Origin of the sequence: Paraburkholderia sp. MM5384-R2 (assembly GCF_014201025.1) — a bacterium.
Lineage (GTDB): Bacteria > Pseudomonadota > Gammaproteobacteria > Burkholderiales > Burkholderiaceae > Paraburkholderia > Paraburkholderia tuberum.
The window spans coordinates 1-24,334 of the sequence record NZ_JACHDI010000020.1; the positions used below are offsets into that span (position 1 = coordinate 1).

Below are 24,334 nucleotides of genomic sequence, written 5' to 3' on the forward strand. Positions count from 1 at the left end.
CAGTCCTTCACCTTCTCACACGACGTCGGCAAGGCAACATTGCGACAACAGAAAACCACATTTGTGCTTGCGCTCAATGGGGAAGCCCTTGTAGTAGCCTTAGGATGTGCGGAAACGGACTGACGGCACGGCATACGTAGCTACTCAAGTCCCTGTTGAAGCAGGAGGAACCATGAGTCGAATTGAGACCGCTTTGATTGTGGGTGCGGGAAAGGGATTGAGTGCCTCCCTCGCGCGACTGTTTGCGGCCGAGGGTATGCAGGTCGCACTCGCTGCCCGCGACACCAGCAAGCTGACAAACCTCGTCGACGAGACCGGCGCTCTCGCCTTGAGTTGCGACGCCAGTCGAGCGGACGAGGTCAAGGCACTCTTTGACCATGTAGAAGACGCATTCGGCGCTCCTGACCTCGTTGTTTATAACGCGAGTGGCCGCTATCGCGCGGCTGTCGAAGATGTCGAGGCAGAGAAACTTGAGGATGCCTTCAAAGTGACCGCCTTCGGTGGCTTTCTCGTCGCCCAGGCAGCGGCAGTTCGAATGCTGGCACGCGGCAACGGCACCATCCTCCTGACCGGCGCTACGGCGAGCGTAAAAGGTCTACCCGGTTCGACGCCATTTGCAATGGGCAAGTTCGCCTTGCGAGGGATGGCCCAATGCATGGCGCGAGAGCTCGCCCCGAAAAATATCCATGTGGCGCATTTTGTGATTGACGGCGGCATTGCCAGTAGCTGGGCACAATCAGACGATGGCGGGACGGACGACAAATGGTTGAACCCTGACGCGATAGCGCGGGAATACCTTCACGTTCATCGTCAGCACCGCAGCGCGTGGACGTGGGAGGTGGAACTCCGACCATGGGTGGAGAGATTTTAGGAAACACCGCTCGCCTCACAACGCTGCGAAGTTGGCCGCTATGCCAGCCGTGGTCTCCCTGAAGAAACAGTGAGATACACTTCGCCATTCTTTCGAGGACTTCGCATGGACGCTGACGACGAAGATGGGATGCTTGAGACTCGGCTCGTTCGAGTACGCGGTCAGGTACAGGGCATCGGCTATCGGGATAGCGTGCGTACGCCGGGCTCAAGCGCTCGGCGTCTCCGGCTGGGTGCGCAACCGGATGGACGGTTCGGTAGAAACGATGCTGCAGGGCTCATCCGTGCAGCTTGCCGAAAATGTGCGCCTGGTTGAGCGGCGGGATGTCTGTAGCGCTTGTCGACGAGCTTGAGGTGACCGGGGTTCAGCCGGCGTTTGCTCGCTTTGACCGCTTTGAGCGATTGCCCACGTTGTAGTGGCGAGCGAGTGTCGCGAGATTGTTCGATGCGGTGTGACGCTGAGTTCCACAGCTGCCCGCCGCTGCTGCACCCGACTTTTTAGTCGGTCTGGCCGTGGCCTACGCTAGTATTGAAGGACCGCGGGAAAAAGAAAGCGAACTTCCTTGTCGGCAATGAAGTCCTTCGTCGCATCGTCATAGATGGCTCGATACGGCTTCTGGGGCTGCTCGCTGAGCCATTCGTCTCGGGTGCCGTTCCAAACTTCGAATAGAACCAGTTCGTCCGGTGCCTCCGGGTCTTCGCTGAGCACCGCACTGACGAAAGCTGGTTCTCTCGCCATCGTGTTCATGAGCTCCGCAAGATGTGGCACGAACAGTGGCCCGGTCGAGGGGTATCAGCCTGAGCGCGAGCTACGCTTATGTGATAGGCAACGCGGCTCTCGACAGGGCCCATGGGCATCAAATTGCGGCCATTGCAGAATACTTCCTCTCGAAGCGAAGCAGCGTCTATGTGATGAGTGTCTATCAGCGGGCTAGTTCTGGAGCGCTCGCCTCGATTACCGGTACCGGCGCGGTCTCCGACAGTCAGAATCAGTTGGTCGCAAGAATCGGCATGAAAACAAGGTTCTGACCAGTGCATCTTATCGGTGCGAGTCAGCTCGGCACTCTTTCCGTCGAGATGACTCGGGTTGCGCTATAGATGGGTTGCTCGTCACCCGCGCGCCTTCATCCTCGAAGGCTCCGAAACGAGATGCGGAGCCGGCGTCGGCGTCCTGAGAAAGCGGTCATTGGGGCATCGAAGTGTAAGCATTGCTCGTGTCAGTTGCACAAGCATTGCAGTCTGTCTATCGAACCAGGAACCCGTAAGTCAGAGGGTCACGCTCGTCCACAATCCAATTCGCAAAGCCGCAAACGAAAGCGTTGCCTTCTACTTCGGGGATGACTGCCCTGAAATCGCCCACCGTCGTCTCGCTCAGCACCCGTCCTTTGAATACCGTGCCGATGATGGACTCGTTCACGAGCGTGTCGCCATTTCCCAACTTACCGCGCAGATATAGCTGAGCGACGCGTCCGCCGGTGCCTGAGCCGGTCGGTGAACGGTCCACTTCGCGGTCGGCGAATACGCAGCAGTTGGCTTGCGTGGAACCCTCGTGCCGCGGTGCGTTAGCGATAATCGTTCCGTAGATATGGTTGATTTCAGGGATATCAGGGTGTACGACCGGGAACGCCTTGTTCGCAGCTTCCTTTACTTCCCCTCCAAAACGGATGAGCTGTTCCACCGACGATTCACGAACTTCAAGTCCATGTGGCTGACCATCGGTGTAAAAGTAGAATGCGCCGCCGAACGCAATATCGCCAGTCACCGAACCAAACGACGGCGTCTCGACCGTCACGTCCTGTTTCCAGATGAAGGACGGCACATTAACGAAACGGACATTGCCCGCGTGTTCGCCGTCCCACTGCACGAATGCCTCGATGAATCCGCACGGCGCATCGATACCGACGCGTGTCTCGGGCACCTGACGTTGCACCCAGCCAAGCTCCACCGCCGCCGTCGACAGTGCGATGACACCGTGGCCGCAATGGTCGCTATAACCTTCGTTGTGAACAAAGACGATGCCGAAATCAGCGTTCGGGCTAACCGGCTCGGTCAGGTAACCGCCGTACATATCGGCATGCCCACGCGGTTCGAACATGAGCGCCTTGCGAATATCGTCGGCGTTTTCTTTCAGCCATGCGCGACGCTTGACGATGGTGTCGCCAGGCAGACGCGGCAGACCGCTGGTAACGATGCGGAATGCTTCACCGCCGGTGTGGACTTCAACGGTCGAGATGGTGCGGGTGATTTTCATGTCTGCTTCAGTGAAGTCGGTGGGTATCCTGCTTTTACTCGCCGTAAGGAACCGGCAAGCAATTTAAATCGGCGCTACTTACACGTCAGCGCCGAATTGACACGCGTTTGCGTCGAGCGTTTTACGTGCTACGCGGCACGCGGCCAGGTCCCACGCAGCGCAGCCAACGCTCTTGAACAGAATCGGCGCACTCGGCTTCAGCTCGCCAGCCAGTGCCTTGGCAAGCGGAGAAACTGAGGTCCAGTCGACCTTGGCTTTGATAAGGTCGCCCGCTTCATGCTTTGCGCCGACGGGGTCGTCTACGACCACGCAACTTGCGTCGACGGTTTCCTTGCCGATTTCCGCTGCGTCTGCCGTGAAAGCGCCGACCCCGACGACGAGACGGCCGGGTCGCGCCGGCAACGTGTAGACCGGAGACTTGCTGGTTGTCAAAGTGATGACGACTTCAATGCTGTCGGGAATCACATCGCCATCAAGGACAGAGAGGTTCGGTGCTACCGACCGGCTCAGGGCCACGAAGGCCTCCGCTGCTGCCGGCGAGGTGCCCTTTGCGAACAGTTTGGCTTCCGGGAAGGAGGCCGCGAAAGCTTCAGCGTGGTTGGCCGCCTGCTTCCCGGTGCCGATGATGAGAATTTTGCGCGGAGCCATGCCATGCAGGGCCTGGATGCCCAGCACAGTGACCGCTGCCGTTCGCCGCCCGGTCACGGTCGGCCCGTCGAGCACGAACAACATTTCCCCGGTGTGCGCGTCGCATGCGATGACCTGACCATGGATGGTCGGAAGCTGGCGCTTCCCATTCGAAGGACACACGGTCACCAACTTGTGGATGGCGATGTCTTTGGCACTAGCAGGCATCGACAGCATCAGGCCGCCGTCCTGCATCGGAATGGCCAGCCGCTCAGGACTCACGATGTGTCCCGCGTCGTATTCGATGATGGTCTCCCGAAGAAGGCGCACCAGCGAGGGATAGTCCAGCAGTGCAGCTGTTGCGTGGGCGTCGAAACTTCGGGTGCTGAGAGAGGACATGTTCGGTTTCGCCTTTGGAGGAGTGGGCGCGACCCATGGCGCGCGCCAGCAGTTCACTCTGCGACTGGCTCGAGCAGTCGGCCGGCTTCCTTCATACACACCCCAGCCTTGATGACCACGGGAATGTGTTCGCCTTGCCCCAGCAGAAGGGAAATGTCCTCAATCGGGTCACCGTCGACCACGATGAGGTCAGCCACGGCTCCGACAGCGACCGTTCCCCGCACGCCTGGTTCACCCGTGATTTCGGCGGCAACGCAGGTTGCTGACCGGATGGCCTCAACGTTACCGACGATTTCTGCCCGAACCGCAAACTCGTCGGACTGGAAGCCGTGCAGCTCGCCCAGCATGTCCGAGCCGAACCCGACCTTCACGCCTTCGCGCGCCATCAGCGCAAGTGCCTGCCGGCCGACAGAGCGTGCTCCCTCAATCTTTGCGAGCGATTCAGCGGGGAAACCAAGCGCGGGACCTTGTTCAATGAGACGGTCGAGAGTAGCGATTGTGGGCACAACCGCTACGCCACGCTCCGCGAGCAGACGGGCAGTCTCCTCGTCGATGAGGTTTCCGTGCTCGATACATTTCACCCCGCACTCGACTGCGCGCCGGACGGCACGAGCGGTGTAGGCGTGCGCCATCACGTAAGTCCCGGCGGCCTCCGCTTCCTGAACCGCGGCACGGATTTCATCTTCCGAGTACTGGGTGTTGGTGATGGGGTCGTTGGGCGAAGCGACGCCGCCCGACGCCATTATCTTGATTTGGGAGGCCCCTTTGAGGAGTTCTTCGCGTACCGCCAGGCGCATCGCCTCGACACCATCGACCACCCGGGCAATCGCTCCCTGACGTCCCAGGCACCCGCAGGCATCGTCAAGATTGTCATTGCGCTGACGGAAGTCGCCGTGCCCACCGGTCTGCGATAACGCCTTGCCCGACGACAGGATGCGCGGGCCCCAAAGCACGCCGCTGTTGACAGCATCGCACATTGCAAAGTCAGCGCCACCTGCATCACGAACGGTGGTGAACCCGCGATTCAGCATGCCGCGCAGGATGGGCAACGTTTTAAGCGCAGCCAGAAAGTTTGGCATCATCGCGTTAGCGCCCAGATTCGCATTCGACGCGACAACGTGGACATGCAGGTCGATGAAACCCGGCAAAACGGTGCGCCCGGGGAGGCTCATTCTGCGGGCACCGACAAACGACGGTGGTATCTGTCCTATTGCCGCAATCTTCCCGTCGGCGATGCAGACATTGACGTTTGTCTGGCGTTTCTTCGTTGCGGGGTCGAAAACATTCACCCCTTCGATTACCAACATGCTCATGTGAATTTTCTCAAGACTGGTATGGCTTTGTCAGCAAGATGCCGAGCAGGCTAACCACCGCGGCGAAGATGATGTAATAAGACGCAGACTCGGCGTCACCCGTGTGTTGGGTAAGCCAGGTGATGATGAAAGCGGCAAAGCCACCGAAGATGGTCACTGCGCCGTTGTAGGCCAAAGACAATCCGGTCGCACGGATGCGGCTCGGGAACATTTCCGTGAAGAGAGCCAGAATCGGGCCGGTGTATGCAGCAATCAGCACGCCGAAAATCGCCTGGAAGGTCAGCAGCGTGGCAAAGTCGGGCGATTTAATCAGATGAGAGAACAGTGGATAGCCGGCAACCAGAATAACGAGCGCAGCAACCGACAGGACCCGCCGCTTGCCGACCTTATCCGATAGTGCCCCGAACACGGGCGCCATGACCATCAGCACGACACCGCTGACGACGCCCGACGTGAATCCCTCACGCTGGGTCATGTGCAGATACTTCACAACATAAGTCGGGATGTAGAACAGGATGACGTACGTGCAGACGGTCCACAGTACGACCATCAGCAGGCTGGAGAGCACCTGGCGAGGATACTCGCGAATGACGTCACGCAGCGGCGTGTTGGTGTGGCGCTTCTCCGATACGAACTCGGGCGTTTCCTCGATTTTCAGCCGAATGTAGTATCCAACCGGGGCCACCAGCATGCCGATGAAAAACGGAATACGCCATCCCCATGCGGTCAGCGAATCAGCCGACATGCTCGACGTGATGAGCGTACCGGTAAGGCTGCCGATGACCACTGCGAAACCGATACTCGTCTGAATCCAGCTCGAATAGAAAGCACGACGTTTAGCTGGAGCATGCTCGGTAAGGAACGCAGTAGCGCCGCCCATTTCACCGCCAGCGGACAGCCCCTGCAGCAATCGCGCGATTACGATAAGACACGGCGCGGCGATGCCGATAGATTGGTACGTAGGGGCGAAAGCAATGATGCCCGAGCCGAGCGCCATGATGAGCATGGCGAGCGACAGCGCTCGCTTGCGACCCACCTTGTCGCCGTAGATGCCGAACGCGATGCCACCGAGGGGTCGCATCACAAAGCCAACCCCAAAGGTTGCCAGTGATAGCAGCAGCGACGTTGTCTCGTTGCCTGCGGGGAAAAATAACTTACCAATGGTTGCTGCGAAGAATGCGTACCCGGAAAAATCGAACCACTCCAGACCGCTGCCAATGACAGTGGCGAAAATCGCCTTCCGGCGCGTCACCATCCTGATGGGCGGCTCGCCCACCAGTATGCCGTTTGATGCACTCGTTGCCATTTAGACCTCTCGGAATTGTCGTTTAGCGACGTGAGCGTTCGCGATTCGTCACGCATTCAATGTAATTTTTGGCGTGACGACCTCATAACGTTAAATTCGCAAACGCGCTTGCAAAAAACGCAACCGCATCGAGAGGCTTGCAACGGAGAGCTCAGGGAGCGACTGTCTGACCGATTACCCACTCGCGGAACCGACGGGCGGCAGGTGTTTCCGCACGCTCGGATGGCCAGGTGACAAAGTATGAGCCGCCCATGGTGGCGTAAGAGTCCGATGCCCTGACGAGCGCGCCGTGCTCAAGGAGCGGGTCAATGACCCGGTTCCAACCTAGCGCGACGCCCTTGCCATGCGTCGCGAGCTGCACAATGAGTGGGTAGCTGTTGACAATGATGGTTTGATTGAGCGCTGGTCGTTCAAGCCCCGCCTGTTCGAACCAGGTGTGCCAGGACATCCAGCTACGTTCCGCGTCCTCCAGAACAAGCAGCGTGCAGGACAGCAGTTCCACTGGCTTCAGTTTGCGCCCATCAAGATAGGTCGGCGAACAAACCGGAAATACCTCCTCGTCGAAAAGCTTCCGTGTGTACGTTCCGGGGACCTCGGGGTTGCGCAGATAGAAAATGCCTACGTCGTACTCAGCTGGCGAGACGGCTCCAAAGTGGTCCCGCACGATAATGCGCAGGTCCACATCGGGATTCGCATCGATAAACGAGCCGATTCTCGGCGCGAGCCAGAATACCGAGAGGCCAGCTGTGCAGGACACCGTGAGACGAGACCTGACGACGCGAGCCATCAGGCTCGACGTAACGCTAGTGCACAGCTCCAACATGCGCCGCACATCCACCGCATAAGTTTCCCCTGCCGGCGTGAGCCTTAGGGTGTTGTGCTCCCGCACGAACAGCCGGCGTCCCAGGAATTCTTCGAGTTGAGATATCTGGCGGCTCACAGCACTGGTAGACAGGTGCAGTTCCTGCCCCGCACGAGTGAAGCTCAGATAACGGGCGCTAGCTTCGAATGCTTGCAGACATGCCAGTGGAGGCAACGGGGAGAGAGCCATGGCGTGCGGCGGAATATCCAGGTTGTAATCGAGCAACAGGATAGCCCAACGGCGTGAGCCGACGGTCATGAGTGTCCCCAGACAGTTTCACGGTCGTATAACCGTTACTTGGAAAGCGGCTCGAGCGGACAATAACAGTCCGAGGCTGCCTGATATCCAGGAATCGATGACAAGTCGTTTGCGGAGGTCGCGTACGCGCCCGAATGAGGTTGAGACGCGATTTTGTGCGGAACTCGGGCCATCCTGCAATGCATAGCGCTGGTCATCTGCGGAAGGGGCAACTGACGACCAGCCGTCCTTATCACCGCCTCAAGCTGAAGCTAAATCACTCTGGAACTCGCCTGCTGCATTGTAGGGCAGCAAAGAGAGAGGTTTTGCTTCCCTACAGTGCAGCAAGCCTTGCCGGTGTCTTCATTTCGGTTTTGAAGGTTGTATTCCGCACGCACGGTCTTTAGCACGCCCTCGATGTCGCGCTCGAAGCCGACCGCGTTGCCGAAGTGGGTCATGTTCCAGTTGCAGCCTGTCTTGTCAGCCGTCCGCTCTCGCTTCACCTGCTTCCGGAGGCGTCCCGTGGCCGGCAGCTGGTCTTCTAAGCTCATAGAGTGCGCCAGTCCCCCGACCACTTGCACGGCTATCGCGTGGGCACGCTCCTCGTCCGTCTGCGTGAGCGGCTTTCGACGAACCAAAGCGTAGACGAGCCCGCAGTCGAGTCCGTCGGCCAGCTTGCGCAACTGTCTCAGTGTGATGCGCTCATCCGCTTCCGGCTGCTCGCTCTTGTGCAAGGTCGAAGCCGAGATGCCCTGTCGCGCGGCCGGCTGCCGCTCGGTGAGGCCCAAGGTCTCGCGAATGAGCTTCAGCCAGCCACGCACCCCATCAAACCTTTACTCTCCGGTACGGTGAGCCGTTGCAGGAGATCGCTCGAGATACCAATTGGTGAGCGGCACCCGGGTCCGGTCTTCACTCTCCATACGGTGAGTCGCCTCGGGAGGTCATGTGCGACTGTCAATCGGTGAGCGCGCCGCGCCCGATCAAATCTTCCCCCGCCGGTACGGTGAGCCATTCCAGGAGGTTGTTCGCGCGAGTCAGTCGATGACTTCACGAGAATCAGGCGCAGCCGACAGGTATGGTGAGGAGTTCCAGGAGAATCTTTTAGCACAGTCTGATAACGCGAAAAATGCCGGGCTGAGCAATCCCAAGAAATGCTCCTCAGCTGGGAATGGTGAGGTGAATCTAAAGTGCGTTTTCACTCATGCGTACGGTGAGAGAATCCAGGAGATGCTCATCATCTGCGAACTGTACGTTGTATCTGACACGGGTCTTTACTTACACGCACGGTGAGCAACTCCAGGAGGTGCCCGACAGCTGCGAATGGTGGGCTGGATCTGACACGGCCCTCACTCATACGCACGGTGAGCAACTCCAGGAGGTGCCCGACATCTGCGAATGGTGGGCTGGATCTGACACGGCCCTCACTCATACGCACGGTGAGCAATTCCAGGAGGTGCCCGGCAGCTGCGAATGGTGGGCTGGATCTGACACGGCCCTCACTCATACGCACGGTGAGCAATTCCAGGAGGTGCCCGGCAGCTGCGAATGGTGCGCTGGATCTGACACGGCCCTCACTCATACGCACGGTGAGCAATTCCAGGAGGTGCCCGGCAGCTGCGAACGGTGCGCTGGATCTGACGCGGCCCTCACTCACACGCACGGTGAGCAATTCCAGGAGGTGCCCGGCAGCTGCGAACGGTGCGCTGGATCTGACACGGCCCTCACTCACACGCACGCTGAGCAATTCCAGGAGGTGCCCGGTAGCTGCGAACGGTGCGCTGGATCTGACACGGCCCTCACTCATACGCACGGTGAGCAATTCCAGGAGGTGCCCGGCAGCTGCGAACGGTGCGCTGGATCTGACACGGCCCTCACTCATACGCACGGTGAGCAATTCCAGGAGGTGCCCGACAGCTGCGGATGGTGCGCTGGATCTGACATAGGCCTTCACTTACGGTGAGCAATTCCAGGAGGTGCCGGCAGCTGCGGATGGTGCGCTGGATCTGACATGGGCCTTCACTCATACAGACGGTGAGCAATTCCAGGAGGTGCGCGGCAGCTGCGGATGGTGCGCTGGATCCGACACTCACCCTCACTCACAGGGACGGTGAGCAATTCCAGGAGGAGTGCCTCGCAGCTGCGAACGGTGCGCTGGATCTGACACGGGTCTTCACTTAGGTGTATGGTGAGCAATTCCAGAAGGTGCGGACGCCGGAAACTAAACCGGCAAATTAGGTTAAATTGTTTCAACAACGTCGGCCTATACTCAGCCGTGGTTTCACCAAATGTTCGGTGGAATTCATGCTCGGCTTCGCGCCTATCCGAGAGATCGCTGCTTTGTGATTCATCGGAGGCCACAAAGTCCGGCCGAATAAGGGAAGTCGCAACTGTCCTTCGGCTAACCAGGTAAATGGACGTGCGCAAATCCTCTGTTCTTGAACATCACATGTGCGCCCAGCAAGGCAAGTCGCAACTTTATTGCCAAAAATATGTGACTTTTCGCAAGTCGCAACTTTTTTGACAACGCTCAGCTCCGTCAGAACTTTACCTTCAGCTGAAAACCAATCGTAAAGGGCAGATTGTCCGATGGGATCGGCGGAATGACGATGAAGTTCGCGCCGACGCGCTTGTATTCGAGCATCACGATCGGCGCGACCACCGGGCCGATCGTGTGATTGCTGCCAAGCCCCCAGTTGCCATAGTTATAGCCGGAGATGATCCCACCGATCGCCGCGATCCGCACGATTCCCCAATGCGCGAACTCCGGCGCCCACACGCCGCCGCCGTAGTAGGACGGCCGACGCAGCGAGTTGCGAAAGCCGCCGGCCGTCAGCGCCCACTGGTTGTTCAGCCAGCATTCGACGCCAAGCCCGGGATTGAACTGCTCGAAGTGCGTATCGGGATCGGGGTTGATGTGATACGAGCCGAGCATCGCGTCGACCCATACACCGCCGTCACACCAGTTGCCCGCGTGCGCCGCGGAGAGCGCCGCGAAGCTGGCGAAAAGCGCCACCGCGGCGCGCCGGATCTTCTTGTTCATCTGCCTGAAGTGCATTTCTTCTCCGTCACCGGTCGAGCGCCGGTGTCATGGTGTTCTGGCGATCCGCGTGCCGCCCGTCGCGCACTGTATCTGAAGCCGTGCGGTCGATGTTGAGGACTCGCTTGGCCGGCCGGGCACGCGAGGTGCCCCCGCAGCCGGAACCGCCACGATAACGGAGAACCGATGGCGCCGTGATGAACAAGCGGTGAAGAAGTTCGCGGCGCGCATCGGGCGCGCCGCCGGCGATGAATGTGGTGGGAACCTCTACAGACCGAGATCGGACAGGCTGGGGTGATCGTCGGGCCGCCGGCCGAGCGGCCAGCGATACAAGCGGTCGGCTTCGCGGATCGGCAGGTCATTGATGCTTGCGTGACGATGCGCCATCAGACCATGCTCGTTGAACTCCCAGTTCTCGTTGCCATACGAGCGGAACCAGTTGTTCGAATCGTCGTGCCATTCGTACGCGAAGCGCACTGCGATGTGGTTGTCGGTGAATGCCCACAGCTCCTTGATCAGCCGATAGTCGAGCTCCTTCGCCCATTTGCGGCGCAGAAAGCCGACGATCTCCGCGCGGCCATGCACGAATTCGGCGCGGTTGCGCCACACGCTATCCGTCGTGTACGCGAGCGATACGCGCTCGGGTTCGCGGGTGTTCCACGCATCTTCCGCGGCGCGCACTTTCTGGATCGCGGTATCGCGAGTGAATGGCGGCAGCGGCGGGCGGGCTTCGATCGTATCGGCCATGATGGTTCCTCAGTCAGTTGATGGTGCGCCGCCATGGCGGCCGTTTGGTTGCGGCGGGTTTCGCTGCCGCATCGAGCAAGGTCTTGCCAACCGCCTGCGCGTCGAGCGCCGCATCGGCTTCGCCGCTCACGAGCGCCACCGCGATCGCGCCGTCGAGCAGCACGAGCCATTGCCGCGCGAGCGGCGCCGCGCGACGCGCATCGATTTGCGCTTCCGCTACGAACGCGACGCATTCGGCACGCACGAAACCGAGCAGCCGTGCCTTGTGTTTGCGCGCGACGACGCGGATCGGATCGTCGGCGGATTCGATCTCGCCGGCCGCGTTCAGAAACGCGCAGCCATGAAAATCCGCCGATGCGAACCACTCGCGCAGCACGTCGAACATGCCGAGCAGGCGTCTGCGCGCGCCCTTGCCGCGCCGTTGCGTGCCGGCGATAAACCAGTTCATCCAGCGCTCGTCGCGCCGTTCGAGCGCGGCCGCGATTAGCGCATCTTTCGACTCGAAATGCGTGTAAAAGCTTTTGCGCGCGGTGCCGGACTGCCGCACGATCGCATCGACGCCGGTTGCATGGATGCCGCCGGCGTAGATGAGCGCCTCGGCGGCATCGAGCAGCCGCTCGCGCGCCGTGCCGGACTGGGCCGCGTCGTTTGGATCGGTCGGAATCGTTTCGTGTGTCATGGACGAAAAGGTAGAACGATCATTCTCCCTCGTCAAGTTTTTCTTCGAGCTTCGGCGCTGTGGGTGCGCTTGCTGCTATCGTGATGGAGATCGCTTGATCACCGCTCAACCGGAATCGCTTCGATGAAACCATCCTCCGTTCGCACCGCGCGGGTACGCGCGCTGCTCGGCGCAACGCTGCTGGGCGCGGTGGCCTGCACGCCGATCCAGGTGCTCACGCATTCGGTCAGTCAGAACGAGGCGCGCGTTCCGCCCGGACGCTACGACATCGATCAGGACCATACGAGCATCACGTTCGATATCGATCACTTCAAATACACGCGCTTTACGATGCGTTTCGATCGCAAGCAGGGGGAGCTCGACTGGAACGACGGCGGCCTCGACCGCAGCACGGCGTCGGTCGCGATCGACGCCGCGAGCATCGACACGAACGTGCCGCTGCTCGACAAGATGGTGAAAAGCGACAGCATGCTCGACGTCGCGCGCTATCCGCAGATCCGCTTCGCGAGCACGCGTTTCGAGCGCACCGGCGAAGCGCGCGGCACGCTGAGCGGCGATCTGACGATCCGCGGCGTCACGCAGCCGGTCACGCTCGACGTCACGTTCAACGGCTTCGCGCCCGATCCGCTAACGAAGAAAGACACGCTCGGCTTTTCCGCGGACGGTCATTTCAGCCGCGCGAAGTTCGGTCTGTCTACCTGGTATCCGGCCGTCGGCGACGATATTCACGTGCGCATCCAGGCCGAGTTCGTGAAAACGCCCGCAGGCGCGTAAGCGCGCTGCGGGCGTCAGCGTTCAGACGGTGAGGTGCCGACTCAGGCAGAGGTCCAGTCGAGAATCACCTTGCCGCTTTCGCCGGAGAGCATCGTCGCGAAGGCTTCCTGATAGTCGTCGACCTTGAAATGGTGGGTGAGGATCGGCGACAGATCGAGGCCGCTTTGCAGCATCGCGACCATCTTGTACCAGGTCTCGAACATCTCGCGCCCATAAATGCCCTTGATTTCAAGGCCTTTGAAGATCACCTGGGTCCAGTCGATCGCGGTTTGCGCGGGTGGAATGCCGAGCAGCGCGATCTTGCCGCCGTGGTTCATCGCTTCGAGCATGCCCGTAAAAGCACTCGGCACGCCCGACATTTCGAGTCCGACATCGAAGCCCTCGGTCATGTGCAGATCGTGCATCACGTCGCGCAACGATTCGCGCGACACGTTCACCGCGCGCGTCGCGCCCATCTTGCGCGCGAGTTCGAGGCGATAGTCGTTGACGTCGGTGATCACGACGTTGCGCGCGCCGACGTGCCTGGCGATCGCGACCGCCATGATGCCGATCGGCCCGGCGCCGGTAATCAGCACGTCTTCGCCGACGAGGTTGAACGACAGCGCCGTATGCGTCGCGTTGCCGAACGGATCGAAGATCGCGGCGAGATCGTCGGAGATTTCAGGCGGGATCTTGAACGCGTTGAAGGCCGGAATCACCAGGTATTCGGCGAACGCGCCCTCGCGATTCACGCCGACGCCGATCGTGTTGCGGCACAGATGCCGGCGGCCCGCGCGACAGTTGCGGCAGAAGCCGCAGGTGATGTGTCCTTCGCCCGACACCCGATCGCCGATCGCAAAGCCGCGCACTTCCTGCCCCATCTCGACGATTTCGCCGACGTATTCATGGCCGACGTGCATCGGCACCGGAATCGTCTTCTGCGCCCAGTCGTCCCACTTCCAGATATGAATGTCGGTGCCGCAAATCGCGGTGCGCGTGATGCGGATCATCACGTCGTTATGACCGACTTCGGGCTTCTTCACATCGGTCAGCGTGAGGCCCGGCCCGCGTTCGAGTTTTGCCAATGCTTTCATCTGCTTCTCCATTCGAATCACGCGGCGATCACGTGGTGATGACGCCGAGCTCGCGGCCGACGCGCGCGAACGCCTCGACGGCACGGTCGATCTGCTCCGGCGTGTGCGCGGCGCTCATCTGCGTGCGGATGCGCGCGCGGCCACGCGGCACCACCGGGAACGAAAAACCGATCACGTAGACGCCTTGCTTCAGCAACGCATCGGCCATCTTTCCCGCGAGTTGCGCGTCGCCGAGCATCACCGGAATGATCGGATGTTCGCCCGGCACGAGCGTGAAGCCGAGCGCGCTCATCGCGCGGCGGAAATGCGCGCCGTTTTCGCGCACGCGTGCGCGCAGCAGCGCCCCTTCATCGCTGGCGAGCAATTCGAGTACCTTCAGCGACGCCGCCGCGATGCTCGGCGTCAGCGTGTTCGAGAACAGATACGGGCGGGAACGCTGCCGCAACAGCTCGACGACTTCCTTGCGCGCCGCGACGTAGCCGCCGGATGCGCCGCCGAGCGCCTTGCCGAGCGTGCCGGTAATGATGTCGACGCGCGCCATCACTCCGCAATGCTCGGGCGTGCCGCGACCGTGTTCACCGATGAAGCCGACCGCGTGCGAGTCGTCGACCATCACCAATGCGCCGTACCTGTCGGCCAGATCGCAGATGCCGGCGAGGTTCGCGATGATGCCGTCCATCGAGAACACGCCGTCGGTCGCGATCAGTTTGAAGCGCGCGCCCGCCGCATCGGCTTCCTGCAGGCGCGCTTCGAGATCGCCGAGGTCGTTGTTCCTGTAGCGAAAGCGCTTCGCCTTGGACAGCCGCACACCGTCGATGATGCTCGCGTGATTCAGCTCGTCGCTGATGATCGCGTCGTTTTCGTCGAGCAGCGTTTCGAACAGGCCGCCGTTCGCGTCGAAGCAGCTCGAGTAGAGAATGCAGTCGTCGGTTTGCAGGAACGCGGCGAGCGCCGCTTCGAGTTGCTTGTGCACGGTTTGCGTGCCGCAGATGAAGCGCACCGACGCCATCCCGAAGCCGTCGCTGTCGAGGCCTTGCTTGGCGGCTTCGATCAGCCGCGCGTCGTCGGCGAGACCGAGATAGTTGTTTGCGCAGAAGTTCAGCACGTCGCTGCCGTCGGCAAGACGCACGTCGGCCGACTGCGGACTCGCGATCACGCGCTCGCTCTTGTAGAAGCCGTCGGCGCGGATCTGGTCGAGGGTGCCGCGCAAATGGGCAAGGTATTGGTCACGCATGAACGGGACTCCTGAGAGTGATGGCGCCCGCATTCGCATGCGCGCGGGAAGGGCGGCCTGTTATAGTCGGTTGTCAGCTTTATCGGATATTTTCGTTTTTCCGAACTAAAATCCGGTATATCGAACAACTCTAAACGATGGGTCAGGAAATGGCAAGTTCGGGTACACGCCGCACCGCGTCCAATGCGGCGCCCACCTCCGCCAGCGCGGCATTACCGCCGAGTGCGGCGATTGCGGCGCCGCCGCGCGTCGGCGAACAGATTCAACGGCTGCGCGCCGAGCGGCGCATGACGCTCGACGATCTGTCGCGCGCGGCCGGCGTATCGAAATCGATGCTCTCGGAAATCGAGCGCGACAAGGCCAATCCGACGATCGCGGTTGCGTGGCGGCTGACCAATGCGCTCGGCGTAAGTCTCGATTCGCTGTTTGCGCCGCCGAAGTCGCCTGAGGCAATCGCCGTTTCCGGACCGCGCGATATTCCTACGCTAAGCGGTCACGAAGCGAAATACCAGTTGCGTGTGTGGGGACCGATCGAGCTGGCCGGCAAGTTCGAGTGGTACGAGTTGACGCTGCAGCCTGGCGGGGCCCTCGTGTCGAACGCGCACGAGCCAGGCACGCGCGAGCATCTGACCGTGCTGCACGGCTCGATCGAAATCGAGGCGGCCGGCGCGACGAAGCGGCTTAAGGTCGCGGACACCGCGCGCTACGTCGCGGATGTTCCGCATGCGATCCGCAACGTCGGCAAGAGCGAGGCGAAAGCGCTGCTGGTCGTGATTCACGGTTAGGCCGTTCGGCCAGGTTGCGCCCGGTACTGTATGTTTGTACAGTATCAGGTGTCGATTGGAGCCGAGAATGAACAACCTGAAAACCGACCCTACCGATCAAACTCTCGCCGCGCTGCGCTTCCAGACCGCCGCGCGCGATCTCGAACATATCGTGCGCAGCATCGCCGCGCGCTACATCGTCAGGCAGGTGCCGCTCACGTGGCGTCTGCTCCATGCCATCGAAGCCGAGGCGCTGGCCGATCTCGGTTTTGCCAGCCGGCACGACGCGCTGATGCTCGGGCTGTTCCAGCGCCCGTCCGATCTGCCTTATCCAGAAACCGATGACCGCGTGGATTTCGGCACCTCCAACGCATTGCCGGCCGTTTTTGCGTTTGCCGTCAATGCGTACGAGGAAGCGGCGCGGCAAGCGGCGCGCCGGGCGGCGCTGCCACGGCCGGCCGATGCGCCCTTAAAGCGCGCCCGGGCGTGGGGCGGCTAATGGCGGCACCACGTCGGGATGGCTCGGATCCTCATCCATTCCTCGCGGTCGGCCTCGCGGCGCTCAGCGCCTACAATACGCGGACCAAACGGTGCAACTAACGGAAGGATTGCCCATGTCACCCCCTCATCTGTCCGACCCCGTTCCCCGTCCCGCGCCCTCCACCGATCTGTTCGATCAGCAACGCGAAGACTGGCGTCGCGACCCGCAGGTCGCGTTCGATGCGTGGCTCGCGAAGCAGCACTTCCGTCGCTCTTCGGCGTTGGTCTATCAGGCGCAGTGGGGGCAGTTTCTCGATTGGCTCGGCGCGCGGCAACAAAGCCTCGCGACGGTCGACACGCCCGCAATCGCCGAATTCGTCGCCAGCCTCGAGATTCGCAGAACGCAGCGGATCCGCTATTTGCGGCTTATCGAGCGCGTGCTCGATCACGTGCGCGAGATCGAATCTGCGTCGACCAACCCGGCTCGTTTCATCGCTCAGGACGGGGAAGCCGCGTGGCGCAATGCGCGCGACAATGAGCCGACCGGGTTTCTCACGCATGCGGAACGCACTGCGTTGATCGCGCGGCTGTTCGCGCCGTTGCCGGCGTTGTCGACCGCGCAGCGCTGGAGAGAGCGACGCGATCGCGCGTTGATCGCGGTGTTTCTGGGCGCAGGACTGAAGACGGGCGAAGCGGGAGCGCTTACGGTTAGTTGCGTGAGAGAGGGCTCGCCGTGGGTCACGATCGAGTCCGCGAATCCAGTGCTGACGCGGCGCACGCGACTCGCGCCGTTCGCAACGGCGATTCTCGACGCCTGGCTAGCCGAACGACGGCTGACGCAACTGGCCGGCAAGCTTGTGTTTCCCGCATCGCCGTCGGGCAGGCCGATGCATAAGGCCACGATGCTGCGCGCGGTGGATGCGCTCGTCGATGCAGCGGGGATTGCCACGTCGCGCCAATCGCGCGCGAGTCCGCAGACCTTGCGCAACACGTTTGCGGCGGACCTGTTCGAAAGCGGGGTAGAGGCCGAACAGGTCGGTCAATGGCTCGGCTTCGTGCAGGCGGTGTCCGCGAACCGGCTATATCGCGCGTGGCAAACCTGGATTGATCAGCAGGATTCGCCCGCGACAGAGGAGCCGGATCCAGCTGCGGCACCGTTGGCTGAGCCCCGCCGTGACGGGCGTTTGACGAGAAAAACGGGAGCCGGCGAACCTTGAAGAACCTCACCGTTGCGGTCCCGAATTTCCTCACCTTTGACGTTTTTCCGTTAGATTGGCCGCCTCTGGTTAACGCATCGCGTGCACGGAGCGGGACGACGGCGCGGTGGCGCCGTCGTTCGACAGAAACTGGTTCACCGCCGCGAGCCTCGATTCGCCGAGGCCGGAAGAGTGCTCGCATTCCGGGCACAACAGTTCGAAACGGTGATCGACCTGCGAGAGCTCCGGCTCACCTTCCTCGCATTTCGGGCATCTCGCGGGCAGCGTCACGTGGCCGTCAGCCGCGGTGCCGATCATGCTCAACTCTTTGCTCGTGAGCCGCCCGTCAGTAGCCAGCGAGCACAGCAGTACGGCGATGGCTGGATCGATGCCCTGCTGGCCACGCAGGGCGGCGACTTCTTTCGTCAGCGCGTCGACTTCGTCCGACTGCTCGCGCAGCTGCGCGTCGAGCCGATCGGCGCGCGCCTTGGCGGCGGCAATCTGCTGAATGAACTCGAATTCCTTGCGGCTCGCATCACGCACGCCGGACTGATACGTCGCGGCCATGCTACGCAGCGAGTCGAGTTCGACTAGCATCGGCTTGACGCGCCGCTCGGCTTCGGCCACCGCATCCTTGATCTGCTGTGCATAGTGCTCCGTGCTTTGCCGCAATTCGACGTGCAACGCGTCGATCCGGTCGCGCAACGCAGCATTGGCAGTCTGTTCGTTTTCGAGCCGTTGCCGCAGCGCCTCGTTCTCCTGGTCGAGCCGGCGCGTGGTTGCCTGCATGCCTTCGAGGTGAACGCTGCCGTGCGTAGTCGCGCTCGATAACTGCGTTTCAAGTGCGCGAACCCGCTCCCACGCGGTTTCGGCGCGCGCTTCGCTGCGCCTGATGGCGTCGTCGGCCGCATCCCGACGAATTTCCGCCTCGCGTACGCGTAGATCGGCGGCGCTGATCTGCGCGCGGATCTCTTCACGTTCGCCATCGAGCGACGCTTTGGCCTGCACGACCGCTTCTTCGAATAGCGCGCCCAGCAGTTCGCCGGCGCGATCTTCCAGTGCCTTTGGTATCGCGCCCGCTCCGACCTTGACCCGCGACACGCTGCGGATGCGCTCCCAGAAATGATCGATGTCCTTCGGGATGTCGCTCGCGCTGCCGGTTTGCGTGAGATCGCGAACGGCCGCCATCGATGGCCGGATGCCGAGATCGAAAAAAAGCCGTTTGCATGCATGCAGCGACAGATCCTGCCGGCGCACGCCCTGCGCACGCATCGATTCAAGCTCGTCGCGAATGGCTTGCCGCTCCTGATCCAGATTCATGTTTACCTCGACGTGGCTCGAATTGGATGGATCATAACAATTTACGTAGTGTTTGCTACCGATTTATCGGTGGCGAACGGATTGGCGTATACCGACGGGGTTTTGCGTGCAAATTGCGATAGTAAACACGCGCCTACCGTTTTTCTCCGTGAAACAAAACGAAGAATAGCTAATAAGCCATTGTATTAGAAGAATTTTATTTGATTTCCGCATGATCGCGCACTGTTTCACGATTGATCGGCAATGGCTGCGGGGTGGTGGGCCTGTGTTTCACGGGGCTCGCGGGTGTAAGGCTTGAGAGTAATAAAAATAAACACCTTTGAACCCTTGTTAAAGACGTTAACGACTCGGCAAACCCTTATCTGGCGGGGCTTTCAGGCCAGCAAGGTGAAGCTTTTCGGGAGACTTGGTGAGGGTCTGCGGGAAACTCGAGTGATGGGGTTCGGGAAGCTCGGTGAGCGGCTCCGGGACGGAACGTGAGCGGGTTCAGGAAACGCCGTATACGTGGGGTTTGGGCAAAGGTGAGATTTTGCGGGACTTCGCAGCCGCGAAGCGCCCGACACCCCTCGAAAGTGTTTGTTCGTTTGGTCTGCAGCAAGGTGAGGGCTTTCGGGAGGCTCGCGAGCGTGGTTTTTTGCCGGTTTTTTGGGGTGGTTAACCGCTTTGGTGAGCCGTAGCGGGAGAAAACGTAAAACGAAGGTGAGATTTTTCGGGGCGCGGGGTCCAGTTTTGCTTTCTTTTTGAGCATCCATACTGCTGAGGTGAGGTTTTACGGGAGCCAGGATGGAATTCGACGCATCGATTGCCCGAAAGACTGGTCGGCGGGAACCGCTGGCGATTGGAAAGGTGAGGGGATTCGGGGAACTGGCTGATCAGCTAGATCCTCGAGCTGATTTGGCCGGGGATTCCGTCAAAGGTGAGACTTTTCGGGAGGGTCTGGATAGGGTTCTGCGCATTAAGGTGAGGAGATTCGGGACTGAAACGCGGGCTATCGGCCGGAGATGCCCCGGCGGATGGCAATTTGCGAGCGTAGGTATACCTGGTCTCTGATTGCAAAGGTGAGTCTTTTCGGGAGATTCATGGGGACGCAATGAAAAGTGCTGCGGTGCGAAAAACGGGCTTAAGGTGAGGTTTTACGGGGACAGCGGTGGTTCGAGCGCTAGATGGGATTATCGCAAGTCACGGAAATCATTGATTTTTTTACTGTCCTCGAGCAAAGGTGAGAGTTTTCAGGAGTTCTTTGGGAGGGGGCGCCAGGCCTCCGTAAAGGTCAAAGGTGACGCTTTTCAGGAGGTTGCATTGGGGAAATGCGGTACTGGCGCGGCATGAGCGCGTGTCGTGTTGTGCCGTTCTGCGGAGCTACGGTGAGGTTTTTCGGGAGCATGGGAGCGGTGAGGATTTGCCTGTGGTTGGATCTCCCCTTTTTCGGCGGCTTCGGACGAAGCTCGAAGTCGTGCCCGACGATAGGAAGCTTGATGCACCGACAACAGGGCTGACGGGGCGCCCGTCGCTGGCCCGCGCCGCGTTGCGGTCTCAATACCGTGCGGGCATTCCATCTATCGATCCGGACTGTGCGTCGGCCGGCAGCACGCGACGATCGACGAAACGATCGCGAGGCCGCACGACGAAGTCATCACCCGCCCCGGACACCATCCGTTTACACAAGGGTCTCGAAAAAATCAGCGAAAATTTTTGAGGTGAGAAGATTCGGGATCAAATGCTCCCCATTGCCGCACGCGGCGAAACGAGCCCGATTCGCAAACGCCGCGGCCGGCAAGGAGAGCCCGATCCTGGCGGCACGCACACGAGGTGAGGGTTTTCGGGAGTTGCTCGAGGTGAGTTGCGCTTCGTAAACTCGCTTCACCGGCAATGGTGAGATGGGCGCTATAGACGCGTATCACCACAGCCGGTATGCTCTCGCGAAATCCCCTCCTCACCCCGACGCATGGCCACCAAGCGCGCGAAAAAGACCGATGTTGTCAGCCCGAGCTCGGCTGAGCTGCGCAAAGCCGTCGAGGCGATCGCGATCCAGCCCAAGAGCGGCAAAATCACGCTGCTCACGCGCAAGCTATTTAACGTGTTACTCGCGGTGGCCCAGCAAGCGGATGAATCGGGCGACACCTATCGGGCGCTGCTGTCCGACATCGTCGCCAATTCCGCGTTCGATTCCAATGACACCGCGCTCGTCAAGGAGCATCTGCGCCGCATGGTGTCGGTGCAGGTCGAGTGGAGCACCGGCACGTCGAGTCAGAAGCCTGGCCGCAAATGGGGTATTTCGACGCTGATCGCGGACGCGGAAATTCTCGAAGATCCGACCACGCGTCGCGTCTGGGTCGAGTTTTCGTTTGCGCCGAAGATCAAGAAGAAACTGCTCGATCCGGTTCAGTATGCGCGGCTGAGTCTGCAGTTCCAGAGCCAGCTGCGCAGCAGCGCGGGCCTCGCACTCTACGAGATCTGCGTGCGCTACCTGACCAACCCCAGCCACCTGACGATGCGCGAGACCTGGGAATGGTGGCGGCCGATTCTGTCGGGCACGCCGGACACTGAAGCCGGCGACGAGGCGAAGCGCGAGTACAAGTATTTCAAGCGCGACTACCTGCGTCCGGCCATCGCCGAGGTCAACGCGGTCACGAACATTTTTGTCGAGCTGATCGAGCATCGCGAGGGTCGGCGCGTCGCTGAAATCCAGTTCCGCGTGACCGAGCGCAAGCAGCCGATGCTCGCGCTCGACGAACATCCGAACGTGTTCGACAGCACGCTGGTCGACCGGATGGTGAAGATCGGCATTCCGCTCAAGGAGGCGCAGACGCTTTATGCGGACAGCGAGGAGAACCGGATCCGCGCGGCGCTGCAGATGACCGAGCAGCGTATGCGCAGCACGTCACTGCCGCCGGTGCGCAGTGCGCCGGCGCTGTTCAAGGATGCGTTGAAGAAAGGCTATGCGCCGCCGGTCGAGGCGCTGTCCGCGGGTGGCGGCACCGGCAAGGCCGCGGCGTCGCCGGCCGACGATCTGAAGGCGCGTCTGCTCGGCGAATACTCGGCTTACCGTCGCAAGCAGGCCTACGAGTTGTACAACGAACAGGGCGAGTCGGAGCGTGATATCGCGCGACAGTCGTTCGAGGAAGAAGAATTGCCAGGGCTCGGCACGCACATGCGCGACGACTGGCGGCGTCGCGGGCTCGACTCGAAGATCGTCGAAACGGCGTTCTTCGACTGGCTCGCGCACAGGACCTGGGGCGAACCGACCGACGGCGATCTGCTCGCCTTTACGCTGAGCCAGTCGCGCGCGGCCTGATGGGTCGATAACTGCCTTTGAAATCCAGGCGGCGGTGCATGCGCACCGCCCTCACGTCTTACTTCAGCATCTTCTCGATCTGCCGCAGGATGTCGTCGCGCTTTTCACGCGTGAGGCCTTTCAGGCGCAACTCGAGCCGGTCGTCCCCATACGACTTCAGATCGCCGACCGACACACCACCAAGCTTGATTTCCAGACGTTGGGCGTAGCGCTGCCGGCCCGCCGGTTTGACGCTTTCCTGCGAGGTCGCTCGGCCTTTGACGATGTCGGCGACCTGGCGTGTGCTCAGATCATCGGAAAGGATCCGGTTGATCAGTCGCAGTGTCGCCTCCGCGCCGCGAGCCGTGTGGTAGCGGCCCACCTGATACGCCATGTTCGAGCCGAAGCGGTCAGGGCGCGCGACCATCTCCTGCATCACGGTTTCCGGGAGTTTGGCGATGGACAGCGCGACTGCGACCGTCGATTCGTCGAGGCCGAGATGTTCGGCCAGTTCCTTCTGGCTCTGGAAATGCCGCTCGTCGAGAAAGCGTCGCCACACGACCGCGTTGTCGAACACCGTCTGCGAGTCGCGCTGCACGTTGAGGTCGTAACCGAGCTTGTAGCTCTGGATGCCGACCGGCAGATCGATGACGATCGCTTTCACCGACTCCTTGTTCGCTTCTTTCAGCGCACGCACCCGTCTGCCGCCGTCACTGACGAAGTAGGTGCCAGGGTTGTCATAGTCGGGAATGACGTGAATCGCCTGCTGTTGCCCCTGCTTCGCCAGATTGACGGCAAGCTCCGCAATCGACGACTTCACATAGAAGTACCGTGGATTGAACGGGCTCGGCTTGATCGTCTTGAGCGCCAGTTCGATGATCTGGCCGGGACGATAGCCGTGTTCGAGCCTCCAGGCGCGGTAGGCCGCCGATTCGTTGTCCGGATCAGGAATCTCCGCGTCCTGCAGACGCGACGGCAAGACGGCCGGAATCGGACGCCCGGCGATCGTGGGAGTTTTCGGCTCGTTTCTGACCAGGCCGTCGATCGCATTCAGACGGTCGAGCGCGGTGCGCTTTTCGCTGCTGGTCGTGTCAGGACGTGCTTGAAAGCCTTTGGCGAACTGGGACGGTTTCATTCAGGGTCCTTTATGCGCATAAATTCACGGGAGCAAGGCGGCGATCTCGTTGGCGCACGCCCGTACTTCGAGCGCGGCGAGCTTCGCGCCGCGGTCGTTCATCTGAAGCACCGTTTGCCCTAACGCCATTGCCTGCTTGTAGGCTTCGCGCGTGGGAATCTGGGTCTTGAGAAGAGGGAAGCCGAGTTCTTCGAGCGCGCGCTTCAGTTCGCGCGTCAGCATCCGTTTCTCTTCAGTCTTGTTGAGCAGGAACACGGCTCGGAGGTCTTCGTTCATGACCTGCGCTTGCTGGACCAGCTTGACGAGGCCGATGCTCGACCAGTAATCGGCTGGGGACGAGGAAGTTGGGATAACCGCGACGCTCGCCGCGAGCAGAACGACGCCTGAGACTTTTTCGGTGATGGAGGGCGGGCAGTCGACGACGATGATGTCGTAGTCAGCCACGAATTTCTTGATCTCGCGATGGATCTGGCTGCCTGCTTCGGACAGGTTGACGACGGCGAATGGAATACCGATGTCGCCGTCGGAGGCAGCGCTGGCCCAGTGAATCAAAGTGTTTTGGCCATCCGCGTCGACGACGAGAACGCGTTTGCCTTTCTCGTGAAATGCAGCGCCGAGATGCATCGCGATGGTGCTCTTCCCGACCCCGCCTTTCTGCTGTGTTACCGCGATGATTTCTGCCGCCAAATTTCACCTCCTCTTTTTAGACGCAAATGGATTTTACCTGGTTGAATTGCTATTTCAAATGATTTGCGT

General features: G+C 60.9%; 21 protein-coding genes and 1 pseudogene. 7 read left to right on the forward strand and 15 right to left on the reverse strand.

The window, feature by feature from the left end; translation table 11 throughout:
* Positions 1-172: 172 nt before the first annotated feature.
* Both HDG37_RS26815 and HDG37_RS26820 read left to right on the forward strand, forming a co-directional pair.
* Positions 173-871, forward strand: a complete 699-nt coding sequence (locus HDG37_RS26815; protein WP_184052705.1) for an SDR family NAD(P)-dependent oxidoreductase — start codon at positions 173-175, stop codon at positions 869-871.
* A gap of 105 nt (positions 872-976) precedes the next feature.
* Positions 977-1,287 (forward strand): annotated as a pseudogene (locus HDG37_RS26820) (acylphosphatase).
* 106 nt (positions 1,288-1,393) lie between these two features.
* On the opposite strand, the gene HDG37_RS26825 reads toward HDG37_RS26820, so the two are convergent.
* The 10 genes from HDG37_RS26825 to HDG37_RS26870 all read right to left on the reverse strand — a co-directional run bounded on the left by HDG37_RS26825 (position 1,394) and on the right by HDG37_RS26870 (position 12,328).
* A complete protein-coding gene (locus HDG37_RS26825; protein WP_260335054.1) occupies positions 1,394-1,618 on the reverse strand; it encodes an antibiotic biosynthesis monooxygenase in 225 nt (74 codons plus the stop codon).
* Between the two features lie 495 nt (positions 1,619-2,113).
* Positions 2,114-3,121, reverse strand: coding sequence for a trans-3-hydroxy-L-proline dehydratase (gene lhpH / locus HDG37_RS26830; RefSeq protein WP_184052707.1), 1,008 nt, complete (start codon positions 3,119-3,121; stop codon positions 2,114-2,116).
* A gap of 78 nt (positions 3,122-3,199) precedes the next feature.
* Positions 3,200-4,147, reverse strand: a complete 948-nt coding sequence (lhpI, locus tag HDG37_RS26835) for a bifunctional Delta(1)-pyrroline-2-carboxylate/Delta(1)-piperideine-2-carboxylate reductase (RefSeq protein WP_184052709.1) — start codon at positions 4,145-4,147, stop codon at positions 3,200-3,202.
* A 53-nt stretch (positions 4,148-4,200) separates the two neighbouring features.
* The gene (locus tag HDG37_RS26840) at positions 4,201-5,460 is read right to left on the reverse strand and encodes an amidohydrolase family protein (protein WP_184052711.1); all 1,260 of its coding nucleotides are present in this window, start codon (positions 5,458-5,460) and stop codon (positions 4,201-4,203) included.
* A 10-nt stretch (positions 5,461-5,470) separates the two neighbouring features.
* Entirely contained in the window at positions 5,471-6,766 is a 1,296-nt protein-coding gene (locus HDG37_RS26845) for an MFS transporter (protein ID WP_260335055.1), read from the reverse strand.
* A 151-nt stretch (positions 6,767-6,917) separates the two neighbouring features.
* On the reverse strand, positions 6,918-7,817 hold the full coding sequence (locus HDG37_RS26850; protein WP_184052966.1) for a LysR substrate-binding domain-containing protein: 900 nt from the start codon (positions 7,815-7,817) through the stop codon (positions 6,918-6,920).
* A gap of 320 nt (positions 7,818-8,137) precedes the next feature.
* The gene (locus tag HDG37_RS40425; RefSeq protein ID WP_221312156.1) at positions 8,138-8,686 is read right to left on the reverse strand and encodes a hypothetical protein; all 549 of its coding nucleotides are present in this window, start codon (positions 8,684-8,686) and stop codon (positions 8,138-8,140) included.
* 1,715 nt (positions 8,687-10,401) lie between these two features.
* Entirely contained in the window at positions 10,402-10,920 is a 519-nt protein-coding gene (locus HDG37_RS26860; protein WP_184052712.1) for a hypothetical protein, read from the reverse strand.
* A 249-nt stretch (positions 10,921-11,169) separates the two neighbouring features.
* Complete coding sequence (locus tag HDG37_RS26865; RefSeq protein WP_184052714.1) at positions 11,170-11,649, reverse strand: nuclear transport factor 2 family protein; 480 nt, start codon at positions 11,647-11,649, stop codon at positions 11,170-11,172.
* A 13-nt stretch (positions 11,650-11,662) separates the two neighbouring features.
* The gene (locus HDG37_RS26870) at positions 11,663-12,328 is read right to left on the reverse strand and encodes a TetR/AcrR family transcriptional regulator (RefSeq protein ID WP_184052716.1); all 666 of its coding nucleotides are present in this window, start codon (positions 12,326-12,328) and stop codon (positions 11,663-11,665) included.
* Between the two features lie 123 nt (positions 12,329-12,451).
* Between HDG37_RS26870 and HDG37_RS26875 the strand changes: the two genes are divergently transcribed.
* Positions 12,452-13,102, forward strand: coding sequence for a YceI family protein (locus tag HDG37_RS26875; protein WP_184052718.1), 651 nt, complete (start codon positions 12,452-12,454; stop codon positions 13,100-13,102).
* A gap of 41 nt (positions 13,103-13,143) precedes the next feature.
* Here the strand turns inward: HDG37_RS26875 and tdh are convergent, their stop codons facing one another.
* Positions 13,144-14,175 carry an L-threonine 3-dehydrogenase gene (tdh, locus tag HDG37_RS26880; protein WP_090810329.1) on the reverse strand — a complete coding sequence of 344 codons (1,032 nt, stop codon included), beginning with the start codon at positions 14,173-14,175 and terminating at the stop codon, positions 13,144-13,146.
* A gap of 28 nt (positions 14,176-14,203) precedes the next feature.
* The gene (locus HDG37_RS26885) at positions 14,204-15,409 is read right to left on the reverse strand and encodes a glycine C-acetyltransferase (RefSeq protein ID WP_184031083.1); all 1,206 of its coding nucleotides are present in this window, start codon (positions 15,407-15,409) and stop codon (positions 14,204-14,206) included.
* A gap of 137 nt (positions 15,410-15,546) precedes the next feature.
* Here HDG37_RS26885 and HDG37_RS26890 point away from each other — a divergent pair, with 137 nt between their 5' ends.
* From HDG37_RS26890 to HDG37_RS26900, 3 genes are all read left to right on the forward strand, one after another.
* Positions 15,547-16,194, forward strand: a complete 648-nt coding sequence (locus HDG37_RS26890) for a helix-turn-helix domain-containing protein (protein ID WP_184052720.1) — start codon at positions 15,547-15,549, stop codon at positions 16,192-16,194.
* Between the two features lie 67 nt (positions 16,195-16,261).
* On the forward strand, positions 16,262-16,672 hold the full coding sequence (locus tag HDG37_RS26895; RefSeq protein WP_184052722.1) for a DUF2471 family protein: 411 nt from the start codon (positions 16,262-16,264) through the stop codon (positions 16,670-16,672).
* Positions 16,673-16,787: 115 nt separating this feature from the next.
* The gene (locus tag HDG37_RS26900) at positions 16,788-17,870 is read left to right on the forward strand and encodes a site-specific integrase (RefSeq protein WP_184031072.1); all 1,083 of its coding nucleotides are present in this window, start codon (positions 16,788-16,790) and stop codon (positions 17,868-17,870) included.
* A gap of 69 nt (positions 17,871-17,939) precedes the next feature.
* Here HDG37_RS26900 and HDG37_RS26905 read toward each other — a convergent pair whose 3' ends face one another.
* Complete coding sequence (locus HDG37_RS26905; protein ID WP_184052724.1) at positions 17,940-19,169, reverse strand: DNA-binding protein; 1,230 nt, start codon at positions 19,167-19,169, stop codon at positions 17,940-17,942.
* Between the two features lie 1,945 nt (positions 19,170-21,114).
* On the opposite strand from HDG37_RS26905, the gene HDG37_RS26910 reads away from it, so the two are divergent.
* Positions 21,115-22,464 (forward strand): replication initiation protein, encoded by a 1,350-nt coding sequence (locus HDG37_RS26910; protein WP_184052726.1) that lies wholly within the window; start codon positions 21,115-21,117, stop codon positions 22,462-22,464.
* 58 nt (positions 22,465-22,522) lie between these two features.
* Here the strand turns inward: HDG37_RS26910 and HDG37_RS26915 are convergent, their stop codons facing one another.
* Complete coding sequence (locus tag HDG37_RS26915; RefSeq protein ID WP_184052728.1) at positions 22,523-23,578, reverse strand: ParB/RepB/Spo0J family partition protein; 1,056 nt, start codon at positions 23,576-23,578, stop codon at positions 22,523-22,525.
* Between the two features lie 24 nt (positions 23,579-23,602).
* Positions 23,603-24,265 (reverse strand): ParA family partition ATPase, encoded by a 663-nt coding sequence (gene parA, locus HDG37_RS26920; RefSeq protein WP_013092840.1) that lies wholly within the window; start codon positions 24,263-24,265, stop codon positions 23,603-23,605.
* Positions 24,266-24,334: the final 69 nt, after the last annotated feature.

Coding starts and splice junctions, on each gene's coding strand:
- tdh (WP_090810329.1), bottom strand. CDS start 14,175: ATGAAAGCATTGGCAAAACTCGAACGCGGGCCGGGCCTCACGCTGACC.
- HDG37_RS26905 (WP_184052724.1), bottom strand. CDS start 19,169: ATGAATCTGGATCAGGAGCGGCAAGCCATTCGCGACGAGCTTGAATCG.
- HDG37_RS26840 (WP_184052711.1), bottom strand. CDS start 5,460: ATGAGCATGTTGGTAATCGAAGGGGTGAATGTTTTCGACCCCGCAACG.
- HDG37_RS26850 (WP_184052966.1), bottom strand. CDS start 7,817: ATGGCTCTCTCCCCGTTGCCTCCACTGGCATGTCTGCAAGCATTCGAA.
- HDG37_RS26915 (WP_184052728.1), bottom strand. CDS start 23,578: ATGAAACCGTCCCAGTTCGCCAAAGGCTTTCAAGCACGTCCTGACACG.
- HDG37_RS26860 (WP_184052712.1), bottom strand. CDS start 10,920: ATGCACTTCAGGCAGATGAACAAGAAGATCCGGCGCGCCGCGGTGGCG.
- HDG37_RS26910 (WP_184052726.1), top strand. CDS start 21,115: ATGGCCACCAAGCGCGCGAAAAAGACCGATGTTGTCAGCCCGAGCTCG.
- HDG37_RS26900 (WP_184031072.1), top strand. CDS start 16,788: ATGTCACCCCCTCATCTGTCCGACCCCGTTCCCCGTCCCGCGCCCTCC.
- HDG37_RS26870 (WP_184052716.1), bottom strand. CDS start 12,328: ATGACACACGAAACGATTCCGACCGATCCAAACGACGCGGCCCAGTCC.
- HDG37_RS26865 (WP_184052714.1), bottom strand. CDS start 11,649: ATGGCCGATACGATCGAAGCCCGCCCGCCGCTGCCGCCATTCACTCGC.
- HDG37_RS26895 (WP_184052722.1), top strand. CDS start 16,262: ATGAACAACCTGAAAACCGACCCTACCGATCAAACTCTCGCCGCGCTG.
- HDG37_RS26885 (WP_184031083.1), bottom strand. CDS start 15,409: ATGCGTGACCAATACCTTGCCCATTTGCGCGGCACCCTCGACCAGATC.
- HDG37_RS26815 (WP_184052705.1), top strand. CDS start 173: ATGAGTCGAATTGAGACCGCTTTGATTGTGGGTGCGGGAAAGGGATTG.
- lhpH (WP_184052707.1), bottom strand. CDS start 3,121: ATGAAAATCACCCGCACCATCTCGACCGTTGAAGTCCACACCGGCGGT.
- HDG37_RS26845 (WP_260335055.1), bottom strand. CDS start 6,766: ATGGCAACGAGTGCATCAAACGGCATACTGGTGGGCGAGCCGCCCATC.
- HDG37_RS26890 (WP_184052720.1), top strand. CDS start 15,547: ATGGGTCAGGAAATGGCAAGTTCGGGTACACGCCGCACCGCGTCCAAT.
- lhpI (WP_184052709.1), bottom strand. CDS start 4,147: ATGTCCTCTCTCAGCACCCGAAGTTTCGACGCCCACGCAACAGCTGCA.
- HDG37_RS26825 (WP_260335054.1), bottom strand. CDS start 1,618: ATGAACACGATGGCGAGAGAACCAGCTTTCGTCAGTGCGGTGCTCAGC.
- HDG37_RS26875 (WP_184052718.1), top strand. CDS start 12,452: ATGAAACCATCCTCCGTTCGCACCGCGCGGGTACGCGCGCTGCTCGGC.